This window comes from Marinobacter halodurans (genome assembly GCF_004327985.1).
In the GTDB taxonomy this organism is placed as follows: Bacteria; Pseudomonadota; Gammaproteobacteria; order Pseudomonadales; family Oleiphilaceae; genus Marinobacter_A; species Marinobacter_A halodurans.
This window is the reverse complement of sequence record NZ_SJDL01000038.1, coordinates 1-18,447: the sequence shown is the minus strand read 5'-3', so window position 1 is coordinate 18,447 and position 18,447 is coordinate 1. Positions and strand designations below refer to the sequence as shown.

Annotated in this window: 17 protein-coding genes; 9 read left to right on the top strand and 8 right to left on the bottom strand. The window is 64.4% G+C overall.

Features of this window, described 5'->3' with window-relative positions; genetic code table 11:
• The first annotated feature begins 37 nt into the window (after positions 1 to 37).
• On the top strand, positions 38 to 805 hold the full coding sequence (locus EZI54_RS19060; protein WP_131483474.1) for a TerC family protein: 768 nt from the start codon (positions 38 to 40) through the stop codon (positions 803 to 805).
• Between the two features lie 138 nt (positions 806 to 943).
• Here the strand turns inward: EZI54_RS19060 and EZI54_RS19055 are convergent, their stop codons facing one another.
• The 4 genes from EZI54_RS19055 to EZI54_RS19040 form a co-directional block, all read right to left on the bottom strand.
• Positions 944 to 1,345 carry an ectoine synthase gene (locus EZI54_RS19055; protein ID WP_131483473.1) on the bottom strand — a complete coding sequence of 134 codons (402 nt, stop codon included), beginning with the start codon at positions 1,343 to 1,345 and terminating at the stop codon, positions 944 to 946.
• A gap of 66 nt (positions 1,346 to 1,411) precedes the next feature.
• On the bottom strand, positions 1,412 to 2,848 hold the full coding sequence (locus EZI54_RS19050) for a GTPase/DUF3482 domain-containing protein (RefSeq protein ID WP_131483472.1): 1,437 nt from the start codon (positions 2,846 to 2,848) through the stop codon (positions 1,412 to 1,414).
• Positions 2,841 to 4,229, bottom strand: coding sequence for a DUF2868 domain-containing protein (locus EZI54_RS19045; RefSeq protein ID WP_131483471.1), 1,389 nt, complete (start codon positions 4,227 to 4,229; stop codon positions 2,841 to 2,843). The genes EZI54_RS19050 and EZI54_RS19045 overlap by 8 nt, the downstream gene beginning before the upstream one ends.
• A gap of 69 nt (positions 4,230 to 4,298) precedes the next feature.
• Positions 4,299 to 4,865 carry a DUF1415 domain-containing protein gene (locus EZI54_RS19040; RefSeq protein ID WP_131483470.1) on the bottom strand — a complete coding sequence of 189 codons (567 nt, stop codon included), beginning with the start codon at positions 4,863 to 4,865 and terminating at the stop codon, positions 4,299 to 4,301.
• Between the two features lie 124 nt (positions 4,866 to 4,989).
• On the opposite strand from EZI54_RS19040, the gene EZI54_RS19035 reads away from it, so the two are divergent.
• From EZI54_RS19035 to EZI54_RS19025, 3 genes are all read left to right on the top strand, one after another.
• Positions 4,990 to 5,349: a DUF6164 family protein gene (locus EZI54_RS19035; RefSeq protein ID WP_131483469.1), complete on the top strand. Its 360-nt coding sequence runs from the start codon at positions 4,990 to 4,992 to the stop codon at positions 5,347 to 5,349.
• Between the two features lie 165 nt (positions 5,350 to 5,514).
• The gene (locus EZI54_RS19030; protein WP_131483468.1) at positions 5,515 to 6,543 is read left to right on the top strand and encodes a CNNM domain-containing protein; all 1,029 of its coding nucleotides are present in this window, start codon (positions 5,515 to 5,517) and stop codon (positions 6,541 to 6,543) included.
• Between the two features lie 212 nt (positions 6,544 to 6,755).
• Positions 6,756 to 8,321, top strand: a complete 1,566-nt coding sequence (locus EZI54_RS19025) for a sensor domain-containing diguanylate cyclase (RefSeq protein WP_131483467.1) — start codon at positions 6,756 to 6,758, stop codon at positions 8,319 to 8,321.
• On the opposite strand, the gene EZI54_RS19020 is transcribed toward EZI54_RS19025, so the two are convergent.
• Positions 8,285 to 9,112 carry a M90 family metallopeptidase gene (locus EZI54_RS19020; protein WP_165495806.1) on the bottom strand — a complete coding sequence of 276 codons (828 nt, stop codon included), beginning with the start codon at positions 9,110 to 9,112 and terminating at the stop codon, positions 8,285 to 8,287. The two genes, EZI54_RS19025 and EZI54_RS19020, sit on opposite strands and share 37 nt — an antisense overlap.
• 323 nt (positions 9,113 to 9,435) lie before the next feature.
• On the opposite strand from EZI54_RS19020, the gene EZI54_RS19015 reads away from it, so the two are divergent.
• Positions 9,436 to 10,722, top strand: a complete 1,287-nt coding sequence (locus EZI54_RS19015; RefSeq protein ID WP_131483465.1) for a serine hydrolase domain-containing protein — start codon at positions 9,436 to 9,438, stop codon at positions 10,720 to 10,722.
• Positions 10,723 to 10,749: 27 nt separating this feature from the next.
• Here EZI54_RS19015 and EZI54_RS19010 read toward each other — a convergent pair whose 3' ends face one another.
• Complete coding sequence (locus tag EZI54_RS19010; protein WP_131483464.1) at positions 10,750 to 11,094, bottom strand: hypothetical protein; 345 nt, start codon at positions 11,092 to 11,094, stop codon at positions 10,750 to 10,752.
• Between the two features lie 240 nt (positions 11,095 to 11,334).
• On the opposite strand from EZI54_RS19010, the gene EZI54_RS19005 reads away from it, so the two are divergent.
• On the top strand, positions 11,335 to 11,610 hold the full coding sequence (locus EZI54_RS19005; protein WP_131483463.1) for a hypothetical protein: 276 nt from the start codon (positions 11,335 to 11,337) through the stop codon (positions 11,608 to 11,610).
• Between the two features lie 29 nt (positions 11,611 to 11,639).
• Here the strand turns inward: EZI54_RS19005 and EZI54_RS19000 are convergent, their stop codons facing one another.
• Positions 11,640 to 12,647, bottom strand: a complete 1,008-nt coding sequence (locus EZI54_RS19000) for a hypothetical protein (RefSeq protein WP_165495805.1) — start codon at positions 12,645 to 12,647, stop codon at positions 11,640 to 11,642.
• 202 nt (positions 12,648 to 12,849) lie between these two features.
• On the opposite strand from EZI54_RS19000, the gene EZI54_RS18995 reads away from it, so the two are divergent.
• Genes EZI54_RS18995 through EZI54_RS18985 form a run of 3 tightly spaced genes read left to right on the top strand, consistent with a single transcriptional unit; the run spans position 12,850 to position 17,339 of the window.
• The gene (locus EZI54_RS18995) at positions 12,850 to 16,344 is read left to right on the top strand and encodes a response regulator (RefSeq protein WP_131483504.1); all 3,495 of its coding nucleotides are present in this window, start codon (positions 12,850 to 12,852) and stop codon (positions 16,342 to 16,344) included.
• A gap of 44 nt (positions 16,345 to 16,388) precedes the next feature.
• The gene (locus tag EZI54_RS18990; protein WP_131483503.1) at positions 16,389 to 16,883 is read left to right on the top strand and encodes a hypothetical protein; all 495 of its coding nucleotides are present in this window, start codon (positions 16,389 to 16,391) and stop codon (positions 16,881 to 16,883) included.
• A gap of 42 nt (positions 16,884 to 16,925) precedes the next feature.
• Positions 16,926 to 17,339 (top strand): response regulator, encoded by a 414-nt coding sequence (locus tag EZI54_RS18985; protein WP_131483461.1) that lies wholly within the window; start codon positions 16,926 to 16,928, stop codon positions 17,337 to 17,339.
• 40 nt (positions 17,340 to 17,379) lie between these two features.
• On the opposite strand, the gene EZI54_RS18980 is transcribed toward EZI54_RS18985, so the two are convergent.
• On the bottom strand, positions 17,380 to 17,649 hold the full coding sequence (locus EZI54_RS18980; protein WP_131483460.1) for a hypothetical protein: 270 nt from the start codon (positions 17,647 to 17,649) through the stop codon (positions 17,380 to 17,382).
• Positions 17,650 to 18,447 lie beyond the last annotated feature (798 nt).

The following is an 18,447-nucleotide window of genomic DNA, read 5'->3' as shown; positions in this document are numbered from 1 at the left end:
CACGTATCGAGCAAACGACTTACTGAGGACGGACACTATGCTGGAATGGTTCAGCTGGATCGGCGACCCGCAGGCCTGGATCGCCCTGGCGACACTCGCCCTGCTGGAAATCGTGCTGGGCATCGACAACATCATCTTCATCTCCATCCTGGTGGGACGGCTGCCGGAACACCAGCGCAACCGGGCCCGGCTGATGGGGCTGGGGCTGGCGATGATCACCCGCATCCTGCTGTTGCTGTCGCTGGCCTGGGTAATGACCCTGACCAACCCGCTGTTCACCATCCTGGAAGAGGCGATCTCGGGACGGGACCTGATCCTGATCATCGGTGGCCTGTTCCTGCTGGCCAAGAGCGCCCATGAGATCCACAACAGCCTGGAAGGCGAGGAAGAAACCGCTGCCTCCGCCGCCACGGCCAGCATGGCGGCCATCCTGGCCCAGATCGCCGTGATCGATATCGTCTTCAGCCTGGATTCGGTGATCACCGCCGTGGGTATGGCCGATCACGTCACCGTCATGGTGATTGCCGTGGTGCTGGCGGTGGCTGTGATGATGTTCGCGGCCAAGCCGATCGGCGAGTTCGTCGACGAGCATCCCACCATCAAGATGCTGGCCCTGAGCTTCCTGATCCTGGTGGGCGTGGCCCTGCTGGGCGAAGGCTTCGACATGCACATTCCCAAGGGCTACATCTACTTCGCCATGGCCTTCTCCTTCGGCGTGGAGCTGCTCAACCTGCGTATGCGCAAGCGGCGGGCGGAGAAAGTGCGGCTGCACCACAAGCTGGTGGAAGACGGCGAACAGCTGTAAGGGAAAGCCAGGACTGGCCGGGGCCCGGATCTGCCGATATCAGCCCCGGCGCGGTCGCAGATTATCGGGTTCAGGAAGGGAGCAACCGGGAGGGAGCACCACCCGCCCGGCCGGGCAGGTGGTGTCGGACGCTATGGCTTACTCGTCGTCCGGCAGGTTGTAGGAGCCGTCGGGGTCGTGGGTTTCGCGGCCGCTGACCGGCGGGTTGAAGGTGCAGATCAGGCGCATGTCTTCGCTACCGCCACGCAGGATGTGCTTGTCGTGCTTATCCAGCGCGTACAGGATGCCGTCGTGAATCTGGTGCACTTCACCGGTGGCCAGGTCTTCGATGCTGCCATTGCCCGACACGCAGTAGACGGCTTCCAGGTGGTTCTTGTACCAGAAGGTGAATTCGCTGTTGGCCGGGATGATGGTCTCGTGCATCGAGAAACCCATGCCATCCTTCTTCAATAGCAGACGGCGGCTGTTCCAGGGCTTCTCGCCCGGACCGAATACGTCGGCGTCACTTCCGATGATGTTTTGCAGGTCTACGATTTTCATTGGAGGCTATCCTCGTTTTGTCGCTCGGATAAGCACATTAGTATAAACATGCCCGAATCAGGCAGTTCAAATGTATTCCTGATTTATCCTAGCCCCCAATTCGGCCGTTTGCCATTCGCTGAACGCCGCCATGGCGGCCAGGATCACCGGCCGGTGACGGCCGGCTGCACGGCTGTCGCCGCTGCCCTTTGCCAGCCTTTGCAGCATGGCCTGCAGGCGCTTCTGATCGTCCCGGGACAGGTGCGCCAGCCAGCGGGCACCGGTCTGGTCGAGCTGGACCGGGCTGCGGCCGGCATGGTTGCGGTGACTGATCTGGTGCCAGTGGTTCAGCGCCCGCCCCAGGATCACGTAACCGAACTGCAGGTCCGCCACCGGCCCGTAGCGCAGCTCCCGCCCACCGGCGTGCAAGGGGCCCAGCGACCAGCGGGCCAGCCGGTCCGCGTAGAAATAGCTGCCAGCGGCGCCGAGGACTCCGCCGACCAGCGCCCCGGCGCCCAGTGACGTGCCGAAGGTCAGGGCGTCGATGCCCACACCCCCGAGGGCGCCGGCGCCGAAGCCCATGGTGGCCAGGTAGGTACGGCTGACGCCCCACAGGACCCGGCTGTGTTCGCTGAACAGGTCGTCGTCCTGCCAGTAGAGGTCATCCTCCTGCCGTTGCAGCCGGTGATGGCGATACAGTCCCTCGACCGCCTTGCGCAGCTGACGCTCGCGGTGGCGCTGGGCGTCCAGCCATTTCTGCTGCAGGCGCTGGCGGACCGCGCGCCGGTTGTCGCGTTCCCCGACGCGGCCGCTGACCCGCATCTGCAGCATGTCGCCGAGGGCGCCGGCCAGCAGGTCGGCGGTGTCCTCCCGGCGTTGTTGGCGCTGCTGCTGCAGGTGCCCGGTGGCCAGGGTCAGGCGCTCTTCCCAGCGATGCTCCAGCTGGCCGAAGCCCCGCAACAGGCCCAGGTGCTGATCGAATGGCGCCGTCACCGCGTTGAAGCGGCGTACGATGCGGAAATACTGGCCCAGCGCTTTCTCCCAGGCGTCGCTGTGATCGTCCGGACCGATGGCGTTGATCAGGGCCAGACTGGGCCGGCCGGTCCACTGCAGGATGGTCATTTCCGCTTCGTTGGCGGGGCTGTAGGGCACCGAACCGTCCACCACGTAGATGATGCCGGCGTTGTCCTCCAGGATCGGGCGCAGCAGTTCGCACTCGTCGTGGAACTGCAGGTCGTCCCGGTGCTGGAGGTAGAAGGCGCGAACGGTGTCTGGCCGGTCGGAGGCGGACGCGCTGTGCGCCTCCAGCCAGGCCAGCACCTTGCGCGGGCGCTGGAATCCCGGTGTGTCGACCAGCGTGTAGAGCACCTCGCCGTCGACCGTCAGCGGATAGGCGTGGCTCTCCCGGGTGGTGCCGGGCTCCATGGCGATGGCAATGCTGTCGTTCTGGGATAGGGTGGCCACCACGCTGGACTTGCCGCGGTTGGGATGGCCGACCACGGCGAAAACGGGGGCATCAGCCATGGCGACGCACTCCTTGCGTGTTGTCCGGCAGCCGGCAGACCCAGAGGTTGCCATCCTGCTGGCGTTCGGCGAAGCGTTGCCATTGGGCGAGTTGCAAGGGGCTGGCGGGGGCCAGGGGCGACTCGCCACCTACCGGCAACAGGGCGATCAGGCGCTCTTTCGACCAGGCTCGGCGGGCATCGTGCAGGAAATCCGCCAGTTCGCCGGTCGGGGGTTCCCAGGCCCGGGTCAACAGGATGACCGGATCATGGTGGCCTGCAAGCGACTGGATTACCTGCTGGTCTTCCGCCAGCGAGGCGGTACCGCCGGCATTGAACACCGGCGCGTCCGGCTGGGCGAGCAAGCCCCGGATGGCCGGTTCACTGTTGGTTGCCGTGCCTGCCCAGCGGATCAGCGCCTGGCCGGGCGGCAGGTTATGCAGGGCACTGCCCGGTTGGGATACGGCTTCGCGATGGCTGTCGTCGGCCGCCGCCACGCTCTCCACCACAGGGGTGTCAAACCGGTGCCTCAGGGCGCGGCGTCCCGGGTGCTGGCGCAGAAGGCGCCGGGCCTGCCAGCGCAGGTGCAGGCGGGCGAACAGGGCCAGCAACAGGCGCGGCAGTACCGCGTAGGTCAGCCACAGCATGCTGACGAACGGCCACCAGTCGCCGTAGCGGGCCGGTTCGTTGATGGCGGTATCACCCAGGCGGTAGAACTGGGTCTGGGTTACCAGTTCCAGCGACGGATAGGCCGCCGGCCAGAGATGTTGCCAGGGAGCGGCCAGGGCCTGGACCAGGGCGGTATAACTGTCGGCGGAGGTGCGCAGGGTGGTGCTCCAGCCAAAGGCCAGGTCCTGCACCACCACCAGGGTCATCAGGGTGAGCCAGGCAAACAGGGTAAACGCCAGTGCCATTTGCTGGGCGGTGCAGGCGGCCAGTTGGGGTTGCAGCGCGTCCAGCGCGGTGGGGGCGTCGCCGGCGGCACGGCGCGGGCTCAGCAACCGGCCCCAGGGGCGCCAGCCGACCAGGGCCTGTACCGTGGTGGCCAGGGCCAGTAAGCCCTGCAGGGCGACAAAGCCGATGATGACGGTGATGTTGATCTGCTGGGAGCCGTCGTAGAACAGCAGGCCCAGCATGGTGAGGATGCCCAGTACGGCGCCTACCGGCAGCAACCAGCCCGACAGGCGCCGCCAGGTGCGCAACCGGCGGTCGTTGCCCTGACCGGGTGCGCGATGGGGCTGGATGTGCCGGAGCCAGCCCGCCACCGAGGGTTGGCGCCCCGCACCCTGGCAATTGAGCGCATAGCGCCGGTCCCGGCGGTGCAGGAACATGGCCGACTGGGCCTGGTCACGCCGGACCTGATCGTCGAAGGCGAGTAGCAGCGTGACAGGGTGTTGGCGCATCCGGTGCGGGTCCTCGGCTCTGGCGGTGTGGGTGTCGTCTCGAGTGTAACCGGTTGATAACGTGGGCGGCTAGCGGCTGTCTGGCGGGGTGTCTTCCTGCCAGAGCCTGTGCCAGCCGTCGTGCCCCAGCGCGCGCAGGCGGTCGATGTTGGCGCGGTAGATGGCGTCGGGATCGTCCATCGCCTCCGCGGCCTGCGCCACGCTGTCTTCCCTCAGTATATGCAGGATGGGCAGCGGGGAGCGGTTGCTGTAGTTGTCGATGGCGTCGGCCGGTGTATCGGCAAACCGGTAGTCCGGGTGGAAGCTGGCAATCTGGAAAGTGCCGTCCAGCCCGAGATGTGCCAGCAGGTTATCGGCGAGCCCCAGGAAGTCGTTGAAGGCGTCGAAGTCGGCCAGGCCTTCGGTAAGGATCAACAGGGTGGTTTCCCGTTCCTCGACCGGCCGGGCCTGGAGTTGCTGGATCTCGGCCAGCAGGCCTTCGGCGATGCCCTCGTCATCGGTGGCGTCCGTAACGGCGAAATGGACCTGCGAGCGCACATAGGGCGCCCGGGCAAACGGGCACAGGTTGAGGCCGATGACGGCGGTCTCCACCCAGGCGCGGGTGGCGGCAATGGCTTGGTCTGTGGAATCGGGCATGGGCGTCTCCGGGGCAATCCGTCATGATACCGCGTTCGGTCCCGGCCCGCTGCGCCGGCACCACCGTTTTCCCGCCTGACCCGCTACAATGACGCCACAGTCACCCCGATACCGAGTGCTCCCGATGCCCCATTTCCTGATGAACCTGCGCCATGTCCCGGATGACGAGGCGGAGGAGATCCGCGCCCTGTTCGAGGAGCATGGGGTGGATTACTACGAGACGCCGCCCAGCCGCTGGGGCATCAGCATGGGGGGCTTCTGGACCCGGGACGGGGCCGAAGCCGAACGCGCCCGGGCGCTGCTTGCCACATACCAGCAATCCCGCAGCGACACTCAGCGTGCCGAGTATTCCCGCCGGCTTGCCGCTGGTGAGGTGCCATCCTTTGGCCAGCGTCTGATGCGCCGCCCCCTGACGGTACTGGCCACCCTGCTGGCGGTTGCCCTGATCCTGGGGCTCAGCGTGGCGCCTTTCCTTTCCTGGTAGCGTGTTTCCCCGGCTCCCCCTGTTCGCGCCGGACGGTCAGGGCGCACTTACCCCCTAGGGGCATCACCAGGGCCTGTCGGGCGCAGGGACGCGCCCTGTTTTGCGGCTTAACCGGCGGCTGCAGCATGCGTACAATGAGGTTTCCGCTTCCAACGGATACCCCGGATGCTGCTGCTGATTCTGTTTGCTGCGATTTCCATCGGTTTCTCGTTCCTGTGCTCGGTGCTGGAGGCCGCCCTGCTGTCGGTCACGCCCAGCTACATTGCCTCACTCAGGCAGGACCGGCCCGAACTGTTTCGACGGCTGCGTCGCCTCAAGGACAACGTGGACGATCCCCTGGCGGCCATCCTGACCCTCAACACCGTCGCCCACACCGTCGGTGCAACCGGCGTCGGCGCCCAGGTGGCGGGCATCTTCGGCAATGCCTGGGTGGGACTCGCCTCGGGCATCATGACCCTGGCCATCCTGATCTTTTCGGAGATCATCCCCAAGACCATCGGCGCCAAGTTCTGGCGCAGCCTCGCGCCCTGGCTGCCCGGTGTGCTGCGGACGATCATGGTGGCGCTGGCGCCGTTCGTCTGGCTGTCCAATCTCATCACCCGCCGGATCGGCAATGACGAGGCCGACGTGGACCTGCGCGCCGAAATCAGTGCCCTGACCGAAATCGGCCGGGACCAGCGGGCCCTGGATGAAGACGAACGCCGGGTCATCCAGAACATCCTGAGCCTGCACGAAATCACCGTGGGTTCGATCATGACGCCACGCACCGTGTGCCAGACCGTCCGCCCGGACGCCACCGCGGCGGAATTCCGCGAGCGCTTCCAGGACCTGCCGTTCACCCGCTACCCGATCATCGACGCTGACGGTCACAGCCTGGGTTATGTCCACAAACCGGACCTGCTGGATGCGGACGGCGCCGCACGCCTGGACAGCGTGGCCCGGGAGATGGAGAGCGTGCGCGCCGGCATGGACATCGAGCACCTGTTCGGCCTGATGCTGCGCAAACGCCAGCATATGGCGGTGGTCTATGACGAGATGGATACCTGGGTCGGCGTGGTCACCATGGAGGACATCCTGGAGACCATCCTGGGACTGGAGATCATGGACGAGACCGACAACGTGGCCAACCTGCGCCGTTACGCCAAGGAGCGCTGGAGCCGGCGTTTGCGCAAACTGTCCGCCCGCCAGCTGTGAACGGCCGCGGTCCGGTGCAAAAATGCCGTGAAAACATGGCGCCTGGCAGGACTGCGGCTCGACGCCCACCGCCGGAGCGGCTAAGTTGCTGGTAGGGAGGCGGTGATTCCGAAATCCGTTATCGGCTCCCCAGTGGGTGTGTCATGGAGCCATCGCCGGTGCCTGCCTGGACGATACCCGCGGATAGGTGACAACGAGGGATACAGCATCAGATGAGTGCGTCCAGGGATGTCGGCTCGCCTTTGCGCCGAGCCTTGTTGATCTGTGTGGGCTATGCCGTCGTCAGCGCCCTGTGGGTGGCGGCCAGTGACCGCATGCTGAGCCTGGTGGTGCACAGTCCGGAGGCCCTGACCAGCATCCAGACCTGGAAAGGGTTGGGGTTTGTCCTCGTCACCGCCCTGTTCCTGTTCCTGCTGATCTACCAGCAGTTCCGCCGTTACGCGCGCATGCTGGCCATCAACCAGGCCCAGGCGGAATCGATCCACGACCTGAGTCAGTTCCGCGAGAGCATCATCGACAACGCCAGTATCTGGATCAACGTGCTGGATCCCCAGGGCCGGGTGCTGGTCTGGAACAAGGCGGCGGAACGGATCAGCGGCTACACCCGCGACGAGGTGCTGCATTCCAACTCCATGTGGGGGTTGCTGTTCCCGGACGACGAGGACCGGGCCCACGTACTGGAACTGGCGGAGTCGATCATTCGCGATGGCCTGGACCTGAACGGTTTCGAGAGCCGTATCCAGACCAAGCAGGGCCTGCTGCGGGCCATGTCCTGGAACTCCCGCCGCTTCTTCACGCCGGAGGGCGAAGTGGCCGGCGCCATTACCATCGGCCAGGATCTGACCGAGCAGCGTCAGATGGAGAGCCTGGCCCACGACAGCGAGCGCCAGCTCAAGACCCTGATGGACAACCTGCCTGGCATGACCTATCGCTGCCTGTTCGACGAATCCTGGACCATGAAATTCGTATCCGACGGCTGTCGTTCGTTGACGGGCTATTCACCGGACGAACTCATCAACAACCGTACAGTGGCCTTCGCCGACCTGATTGACCCGGCCGACAACGAGGCCAGCACCCGGGCGGTGGAACAGGCCATCGGTAACGCCGAACCCTATGCCCTGGAGTATGCCCTGACCCGGCGAGACGGGCGCCGTATCTGGGTCTGGGAAAAAGGCCGTAGCGTGGAGGTGGACGGTCAGCTCATGCTGGAGGGCATCATCCTCGACATCAGCGACCGCAAGGCCCTGGAGGAGGAGCTGGCGCGACTGGCGACACACGACGCCCTCACCGGCCTGTTCAACCGGCGCGAGGTGGAGCGGCGCCTGCGCGAGGAACTGGTCCGGGCGGAGCGTTACAAGCGTCCGGTGGCGGTACTCTGGATCGACCTGGACCACTTCAAGGCTGTCAACGATGCTCACGGCCACGCCGGAGGCGACGAAGTGCTGCGCCGGCTGAGTGAACAGCTGCTCGATTCGGTGCGCGCGGCGGATATTGTCGGGCGGTACGGAGGCGAGGAATTCGTGGTCATCCTGCCGGAGCATGACCTGCCGGAGGCCCGCGAGACGGCTGAGCGCCTGCGCAGCTTGGTGGCCAGCCAGGTCATCGACATCAACGACCATGTGGAGGTGTCGTTGTCGATCAGTGTTGGCGTCGCCGTCTACCCGGAGCACGGCCAGACCGTCAAAACCCTCTGCGAATCTGCCGACCAGGCCATGTACGCGGCCAAGCAGGCCGGTCGCAATCAGGTGTGTGCCGCCCACTCCGCCGGCGACAGCTGATAGAAGCCCCGCAGGCATTCGTACAGCCGCGGCTCGTCCTGGCGCAACGCCTGCGGATCACAGAAGAACGCTTCCGTCGCGACGGCGAAGAACTCCGCCGGATTGGTGGCGCCATAGGGGTCGAGCACCGTATCCCCCCGTGAAGCCTCCAGCTTGAGCCGTTCCCAGGCATCGCTGAACACTGCCTGCCAGTTCCGCGCCTGTTCGCCGGAATGCGGCGGCGGTGCGCCGTCCGAACTGCCGTCCAACTGATCCAACTGGTGGGCGAACTCGTGCAGCGCCACGTTGCTGGCGGCCCATTCGTCGGCGGCCTCGGCCTGCAGCGTGGCCCACACCAGGATCACGCGTCCCTCGCCCCAGGACTCGCCCAGCCGCGTGTCCGTTCCCTCGACCACCACCGGACCTTCGCGATGGTGGGTCGGGGCCCGATAGGCGTCCGGGTAGATCAGCACCGCCTGCAGGCTGTCGTAGTAATCCATGGACAGGCCGGAAACCAGCAGGGCACCGTGGGCGACCACCAGCAGGCGCATCTCTTCGGTCAGTTCCAGACCGTTGCAGCCATAGAACTCGAGTTCGTCCATGAGGATCTGGATACCGGCGTGCACCCGTTCCCGCACCGGTGCCGGTAGCCGACGGTAGAGCGCCATGTCCCGCTCCAGCCAGCGGGACCACTGGGCCGGGAAATCGGCGGCCGCCAGCCGTTGGCGCCGGGCCCGGCGATAGAAAAACAGGCGCCAGGCGGCCAGGGCGATCAGTGCGGCGATACACAGCGCATAGAGCAGAGGCGTCATGGGGTCTCCAGAGGGTGTTGCAAAAGCTACTGCGCTCGGCCATACGGCGTTGAAAATCGCCTCGTGCGCGAGTCCGATCAAGATGCTCATTTACAGCCCGTAAACTGCGCTCTTTCGTTGATTTTCTCCTTGTCTGACCGTCGCTCTTGCAACACCCTCTCCAGAATGTGGGTTGGCCCGCATTGCATGTCCCTCGACATCGCCGCGGGAGACCGGAGCAATGTATCATCTTCCTGGCGGTCATGGGCCTGCATCCAGGGCGCCGTGGCCGATAGTCACCGCAAAGCGGATACCGCTGTCGCCGTCCACGAGGATATCTGCCGATGAACAGACTGGCCCGTCGTGCCCTCAACACCAGCCGGATTCCCCGGGATCTGGCCGCCGTCACACAGATCGACCGTGGCGCGGAAGTCGCTCCGGATAGCCTGGGGCTGTCGCCGGATAGCGTCGGCAGCATCTGGAACAACGTGGAACGCCTTTACCGGACCGGCGTGCATCCCGGTATCCAGCTTTGCCTGCGCTACCGTGGCGAGATTGTGCTGCAGCGGGCGATCGGTCACGCGCACGGCAACGGCCCCCGGGACAATCGGCGTACACCGCCGGTGGCCATGACCACCCGGACGCCGATCTGCTACTTTTCCGCGTCCAAGGCCGTGACGGCGCTGCTGATGCACCTCCTGGCCGAACAGGGGCGGGTCAACCTGCTCGATCCGGTCAGCCACTACTGCCCCGAGTTTGGCCGCAACGGCAAGGCCACCATCACCCTTCACCAGATCCTGTCCCACCGTGGCGGGATTCCGGCCATTCCCCGGGACACGCCCCTGGAAACCCTGTGGGACCGGGACGCCATCTGGAAGATCCTGTGCGACGCGGTGCCGGTGGAAGTGGACGGCTCCAAGCTGGCCTATCACGCGATTACGGGCGGCTTCGTGCTGCAGCGGGTGCTGGAAACCGTCACCGGGGAATCCATCGAGACCTTCCTCGACCGCCACATCCGCCAGCCGTTGGGCATGACCTGGTTTACCTATGGCATCCGCCAGGAAAAACGGGCTGAACTGGCGTCGAATTACGCCACCGGTCCGAGTCCGGTGTTCCCCGTGTCCTGGGTGCTGCGTCGGGCCCTGGGGGGCGATATCGGCACCATCGAGTCGGCGGTCAACGATCCCCGGTTCCTGGAAACCGTCGTGCCGGCGGCCAACCTGTGCGGCACCGCCGAGGAGATGAACCGCTTCTTCCAGATGATGCTGGATGAGGGGGCCTGGAACGGGCAACGGATCTGCCAGCCCGAAACGATACGGCGCGCGGTGCAGCAGTTCGGCTCCCCCCAGATCGACCGCACCCTGATGATTCCCATGCGCTTCAGTGCCGGCTTCATGCTGGGGGGCAATCCGGGAGGGCTCTGGGGGCCGGACAGCGGTGACGCCTTCGGGCATGTCGGGCTGATCAACAAACTGTGCTGGGCCGACCCATCCCGGGACATCTCGGTGACGCTGCTCAACACCGGATTGCCGATCGTGGCCCATCACCTGCCCGCCCTGGTGCGGTTCGTGTGGTCGGTGGGTCGGCAGTTCCCCAGGCATTCCCGGGAAAGCCGGCGGGTCGTGGCCTGAGGTGGACGCCGCCGGAGTAGCGCCCGTTCAGACGTCGTCCAGCTGCGCCTCCAGGATGGCCAGGACCGATGACTGCACTTCCTTGAAGTCCGTCACCGTCTGGGTGCGCTGGATCACTTCGTCCTGGCGCTCTTCCAACTGGTGCAGCTTGGGAATCACGCGCCGGATGCCCTCGGTGATCACTTCATAGGGATAGTGATGGTCGAGCACGCTCAGCTTGTTCAGCTCCGAGACTTCCTGGTGGAAGATACTGATGATGTCGTAGAGCATGTCCTTGTGCTGGATGGTGCTCGCCTCCCAGTAGGCGTCATCCAGCAGTTCCAGCAGCGACAGGTATTCCCGCAGGGTATCGGCGACGGACGGTACGGTCATGTCAGGCTCCGTTCAGGCATGTTGCATTCCAGAATAGCAGGCGCGACGATAGGTGTGAGCGTCCGGGCGCTGTCTTCATGGCCGTAAAATGAACATTGGTTCATACTTTGTTGCGGATTCCGGTTGGCTTGTGCACAATAATGAGACACCGCATGCGGGTTCCAGGGATGTAAGGAACCGACAGCGGGTAAGCGCTTCATTATGATAAAGTCGCTGAACGACTCAAGGATGAGAGAGCCCATGCTGAAAGTAACTGACCTCCACGACCCGACCGGCACCCGCCAGCCACACCAGCCCAACCTGAACCGCCACGAGAGTGTCCGTGAGCACCTGCAGGAACGCCTGAACCGTGAGGTGGCGGACCTGGAGGAGCGAATCGAAGCCCTGCGCCGCAGTCGCGCACCCCACACCGCGATCATCATCGCCACCTACGAGAGGATGATCGACCGAAAGAAGGGCTTCATGTCGACCTGGGGTATGGGTACCCAGGCCGGCAGTCAACGCCGCTCAAACTGATCCGCAGGGCCGGGGCGTCCCCGACGCCCTTACTGGCGCCCGGAAACCGCCTGTGTGGCATAGCTTGTTCCGGTACCGTCCTCAAAATTACCGCAGTAGTCGTTGGTCCGGGTGTATCCCGTCTGCCGTTTGGCGGGATCGTCGCAGTCCGAGCCGCTGAGGCTGCAGGTTGACGTGAAAACCTCGGCCTGTTGCTGGGCATAGTCAATCACGACCCGGGCGCAGTCGACGCCGGTCTGGTCGGCGAAGTCGAAGGTGTTGTCGCTGCTGCGGATCCATTCGTCCCGGTCCGGCCCCAGGAAATCCTGTTGCAGGCCCAGCCGCTCCTCGCTGTTGTCGGCGGTAAACGAGGCTGTTAGCAGTTCCGGCGGGTTGAAGCCGACGGCGGTGAAGGCCAGGTCGTCAAACTGGACGCCGACCGCTGCCGTGATCAGGCTGTCGCCCGACCGGCCCTGATAGCGCACCACGCGGATGACCTTGTTCGCTTCGTCCGGGCTGTAGACCCAGGTCAGCACCGGGTAGTTGTAGGTGTCGGTCACTTCGCCGTCCTGGTTTTCCTGGAACAGGATGTTGCGGTCGTTGGCGCTGGTGCTGTATTGGGCGGCATTACCCGCATCGATGCAGGTGCTGATGTAACGCCGGCCCACGTTGAAGTTGTCGATGGTACCCTCGCCGATCACCAGGTTGATCAGGTCCAGGGGGTTGCGCACGCTGGTGTAGGCGGTGGCGCCGCTGGTGGGTTGGCCGCCGTTGAAGTGGGCGGTCTGCCCGAACACGTCGTCGGCAACCATCCGGCCATAGGTCTCGTTGGCGCTGCCCGGCTCGGGCTGCACCCCGGCGATTACGTCGAGGAACATGTGGCGGTCGAGCCGTTCCGGCTCGCTGACGTCGAAGCTGCTGAAGCTGGCCTGCACGCTGGTGGCCGGATTGTACTGCGAGCCGCAGTCGGCCGTGCTGCCGCCATCGCTGCCGTCTCCACCACCGCAACCGGCCAGCACGGCCAGGCTGGTCGTGAGGGCCAGAAACGTCTTGTTCATCGCCATTGCCTGATTCCTTGTCGCGAACTGGCCGATAACGCGCTAAAGTTGGTGTCATCAGTGGGCTCTCCCAACAAAACCATAAAGCCCGGCCTGACGATCCGGCACCATAGCGGAAATCACGGGCGTCTGCCCGCTCGGAGATCACATTTTGCGGTATCCCAACCAGCATCCGGCGCGCATCACCGCAGCGCTTTTCCGGATGATCATTGTCGCCCTGGCCCTGCTGGCGCCACACGCGGCCGTTGCTGCCCAGCCGGCCTGCCATGAAGTGCCGGTGCAGGTGGCGCCGGGACAGGACCAGGTGAACCTGGCGTCCTGCCTTTGGTACCTGGAAGACCCCGGTGCCGAACTGAGCCTGGAGGAGGTGCGCCAGCGCGACCAGGCCGGCGACTTCCGCAAGCACGACGGCGGTATCCTCAATTTCGGCTATACCGAATCCGCGTACTGGGCCCGCTTCGACCTGAATTACACCGGGGACATGCCGGTCGAGCGGATCCTCGAACTGAGCCTGCCGCTGGTGGACCACGTGGCCGTCCACATCTACCGGGACGGCACGCTGGCCGATGAGCGTGGACTGGGCTACACCGCCGACTGGGCCGACCGGGAACTGCTGGTGCCGAACCCGGTGTTCAAGCTCGCCCTGCACCCGGACGAAAAAGTCCGGGTCTACCTGCGGGTCAAGACCGCCAACACCTTCCGCCTGCCGCTGACCCTCTGGTCGCCGGACGCCTACGTCGAGAAGGTGGCGGTGGACGAAACCATCCAGGGCATCTTCCTGGGCAGCATCCTGGCGATCCTGGCCTACAACCTGTTTGTGGCGGTGTCGGTACGCGAGCGCAGTAATGTCTACTACGTGCTCTACCTGGTGTTCGCCACCCTGTTCATCGCCACCGAGCAGGTGCATGGGCTGCAGTTGTTCGATCACCGGCCCTGGTTCCTGAACAAGGACCTGCTGCACTACCAGATCCTGCTCACCTGGTTCTTCGGCATCCAGATGGCGCGGGAACTGCTGGAACTACCCCAACGGGCGCCTGAACTGGATACAACCATGCGGGTCTGCCTGGGCGGTGTGGTGCTGACGTTCTTCCTCAGCCTGTTCATGCCCTACCACATCGCCATGGAGTGGACGGTGATCGGCTCGATCAGCCTGTCCATCGTGATGATCCTGGTGAGCTACTGGGCCTGGCGCCATTTCAATCCGGCGGCGCGCACCTATTTCTTCGCCTGGACCTGCACGCTGGCGGGCGTGGGCCTGTATGCGCTGACGGTGATGGGCTATTTCCCGCTCAACTACATCACCGGCCACTCGCCGCAGATCGGCCTGACCGCGCAGGTGATCCTGTTCTCGTTCGCCCTGGCCGACCGCATCAAGCTGATCCAGGCCGAGGCGCTGGACTGGAGCCGGCGGGCCCTGTCCAACCTGACCCGCTACCAGTCGCTGTTCAACAACGCCGTCGAAGGCATCTTCCAGATGTCCCTGGAGCGGCGTTTCCTGGCGGCCAACCCGGCCATGGCGGAGCTGCTCGGCTACGACGATGCCGACTCGATGATGCGCGAGGTGCCCGACGTGCTGTCGGCCTGCTTCGCGGACCCGGGCCAGCGCCAGCAGGTGATCGAACGGCTGGCGGTCAGCGGCGGTGCCAAGGGCATGGAAACCCGCTGTTTCACCCCGCAGGGCGAAGAGCGCTGGCTCAACGTCTCACTCAATACCGTCTATGACGCCGATGGCGAGCCGGTCCACCTGGAGGGGACCTGCATCGACATCACCGAGCGCATGCAGCGCGAAGCCATCGAGAAGGAGCGCGAGAACGAGCGCATGGAAAAGGAACTGGCCCGCAACGCCGCCGAGGCCAAGAGCCAGTTCCTGGCCAACATGAGTCACGAGATCCGCACGCCGCTGGCGGCGATCATCGGTTATGGCGAGAACCTGCTGGATCCGGAGCTGGATGGTGAGGAAAAACGCAACAGCGCGGAAACGGTGGTGCGCAGCGGCCGCCACCTGCTGGACCTGGTCAACGACATCCTCGATCACTCCAAGATCGACGCCAACAAGCTGAACGTCGAAATCCTGACCGTGGATCTGCCCGAGTTGCTGGATGAGGTGCGCGCCTTCTTCGTCCCGCGGGCCCGGGAGAAGGGCATCGACTTCAGCATCCACTGCGACTTTCCGTTGCCCGAGCAGATCCGGACGGACCCGACCCGTTTCCGCCAGATCATCATCAACCTGTGTGGAAATGCGCTTAAGTTCACCGAAAATGGTACGATCTCCCTGTCCATCCGCTGCCAGCGCGATACCGAAACCCTGGTGGCCAAGGTGGTGGACAGCGGCATCGGCATGAAGCCGGAACAGCTCCAGCGCCTGTTCGACCCCTTTGCCCAGGGCAGCGCCGCGATTGCCCGCCAGTACGGCGGAACCGGGCTGGGGCTGAGTATCTCCAGGCGGCTGGCGGAACTGCTGGGCGGCTCGATTGCCGTCAACAGTGTCTATGGCGAGGGCAGCGAGTTTGAGGTGACCATCGCGACCGGACCGCTCGAGGGCGTGCACCTGTTGCGGGATGCCTCCGAACTGACCCAGCGCCGGCGCCTGCTGCCGATGGTAACGGCACCACGGCTGCGCGGCCGGATCCTTTGCGCCGAAGACAACGAGGTCAACCGCAAGCTGGTGGCGCTCATGGTGGAACGGACCGGTGCCGAAATCGTGCATGTCAGCAACGGCGCAGAGGCCCTGGATGCCGCGACCCATGGCGCCTTCGACCTGATCCTGATGGATATCCAGATGCCGGTGATGAACGGCCGGGATGCCACCGCCGCCCTGCGTGAGGCGGGCGTCAACACGCCGATCGTGGCCCTCACCGCCAATGTCATGGCCGAGGATATCGAGGACTACCGGCGCGCCGGCTGTACCGATCACCTGGCCAAGCCCATCGACAAGCGCCGTTTCTACGAAGTCCTGGCCCGCTACCTGACACTGGATGACTGGCCCACCCAGGCCGAAGAGCAGCAGTACGAAGGCACCGTGCTGGTGGCTGAAGACAACGACGATAACCGCCGGCTGGTGGAGCGCCTGCTGGGCCGTTTCGGGCTCGACGTGATCGCCGTGACCTCTGGCCGGCAGGCGGTACAGACCGCCCTGTCCCGCACTGTGCACCTGGTGCTGATGGATCGCCACATGCCGGACATGGACGGCCCCGCCGCCACCCGCATGCTGAGGCAGACCGGTTTCCGGCGCCCGATCATTGCGTTCACCGCCGGGGATCAGCGGGAAATCGAGGAGCTGGTGGATGCCGGCTGCGATGGTGTCCTGAACAAGCCCATCGACCAGGGGCACCTGGCCGCAACACTGGCCCGCTACCTGTCGGCCAGCGGTACCACGCTGGCGGCCAGCCGGGAGAGCGACGGTATCCGGGCACTGGTGGAACAGTTCCGGACCGGGCTGCCGGAGCGAATCCGCACCCTGGAAACCGCCCTGGCCGATGCCGACTGGCCGGCACTGCAGCGCCAGGTCCACCAGATCAAGGGGACCGCCGGCGCCATGGGCTATCCGCGGATGACCGAACAGGCCGGCGTGGTCGAAGGGGCCATTCGCCGGGGTGACACCGGTCAGGCCATCGACCAGTCTGATACACTCATCAACCTGATGCGCCAGGCGGTGGCCAACCAGCCGCACGTGTCGGAACCAACCGAGGATCGCTAGTCGTGGATGAGAAGCCAAACAACGAAACGCCATCTCTCAACACCATGTTCGGCACCTACGCCGATGTCCTGTTCGTCCTGTTCCCGTTCCTGGTGATCATCATGCAGCGGATGTGGGACGGGGAACTGACCGAGGTGCTGCTGCGCCCGGATCTGAGTATTGCCTCGGCGATCCTGGCCGGGCTGGCGATCGGCAAGTTTGTCCTGGGACTGGTCATGAACAGCGACCTGGGGCGCTACAAGGAGCGCATCGTCTTCTTCATTGCGCTGACCCTGTTCCTGGTGATGGGGCCGGCGATCATCCTGATCCTGAGCATTGTCGGTGGCGACAAGGTGCCCGGCTTCGTGGCCTTCCTGCAGCCGGTGCTGCTGATCGTGGCCATTTCGTTGTACACCACCGCCATCTCCATCAGCAACCTGCTGCTGCGTGGCGCGGTGGGGGACAAGACGTTCGACCCGGCGCCCCAGTCGCCCACCGCGGATCGGGCCGCGTCGCCGACCCCCCTGGTTATTCCCCGGCGGACGTCAAACGGTGAGTAAGCGTATGCCAATACGAACGAAGCCCATTGAGAGGAAGTGAGAATGGAAAATCTGCGAGTCCTTGTGGTCGAAGACGAGCCCACCATGTGCAAACTGCTCAAGGACATGCTGCACCAGACCGGCGCCACCATGGTGGTGGAATGCGCGGACGCGGCCAGCGCCCGCAAGCAGTTTGCCGAGAGCCGTTTTCATATCGTGATGCTTGACCTGGGCCTGCCGGATATGGACGGCCATGAACTGATGCAGGAACTGAAGGCCGCGAACGAACAGCAGCACATCGTCCTGGTCACCGCCGACGACTCCATCGACAGCATCCAGCGCGCCATTAGTGCCGGCGCCAACGGCTATGTGGTCAAGCCCTATTCACTGGAAAAGATTCAGGATGTGGTCAACAACTACGTGATGGTGCATGGCGGGGAAGGGGAAGCCCTGAAGGGAATCAGCCGCCACCATTGACGGCTGGTCCCCCGGTATTGTGGTTGCCCGCTGGCCTCGATCAGGCCACCTGGCGGGCGATCCAGGAGTTGTACTTGGTGGCCAGGGCGCGAACGTAGCGGGCTTCCTGGCTATCCATGTTGGCAATCACGCCATTGAAGATCCAGCCGCGTTCGTACAGACCCAGCACGCTCTGTTCGCTATCCAGGTTGACGCGCTGGTTGAGCTTCTTGCAGATGGCCTCAAGCAGCGGCAGCCTGGCCGGGCGGCGCAGGGCGCCCTGCGGGTTTGTCTTGGTTTGCGGGCCGGGGCGGTTGTGGTGTTTTCTCATCATTCTCTCCTTTTTGCTCTATCGCGCGTGCAAAAAAACAAACCCCGATCAGGGCGACCGGGGTTGCTTGAGAGAATCTCAGCCCGGTCGCCCAACGGCTTCCGGGTTTGGGGAAGCCGTTAGAACAGGTGCATGACAATGGCGCGGATGCCAGCCTGGGTCGGGGCCAGATCCGCGACCTTGCGGTTGGTCATAAACTTGGACTGTCGGTACATCTGAGGCTGACCTCTCCACTGGGTTAATGCATCGGAACCATAAAAAAAGCCCGGAATCACTGTGCTTCCGGGCTTTTTCTGCCACCGGAAGATTCGCGCCGCGAATCGCCCGGTTGCGGGGATTCGGCGGTTATTCGGCTGTGGTTCGATTCAATGCAATCACTAGTTACTGTCTCTGTCTGCAACGGGCATCCGTTGACTCGTGATTCCAGTCTATCCGTTCATGCGCACTTTGCAATAGGTGCATCCGTCATTTTCCGCTCCTGCCGCCAAAGCCCGCGCCAGGCGCCGCTTACGGCAATCCCGTACAGATTCTGTGGGGGCACGGGCGCATACTTTTTACTGTCACGTGTTTACGTTGTGCATTTCATCAGCCCTTACCACCTACGATGGGTTGGCATGATGAATCTCTCCTTTACAAGGCGCGGTCGTCTGGCTGCGCTTTTTTTTTTGGTTCGCCAGGCATGGCGCGTAGCGCCTTGACGGGCGCTGTTCTGGTACAGGTGGTGCTGGCCGGATGACTTGGGGGTGCAAGTCCCCTGTGGGCCCGGTAAGGGGAACTACTAGCCGAACGGCAAGGGTG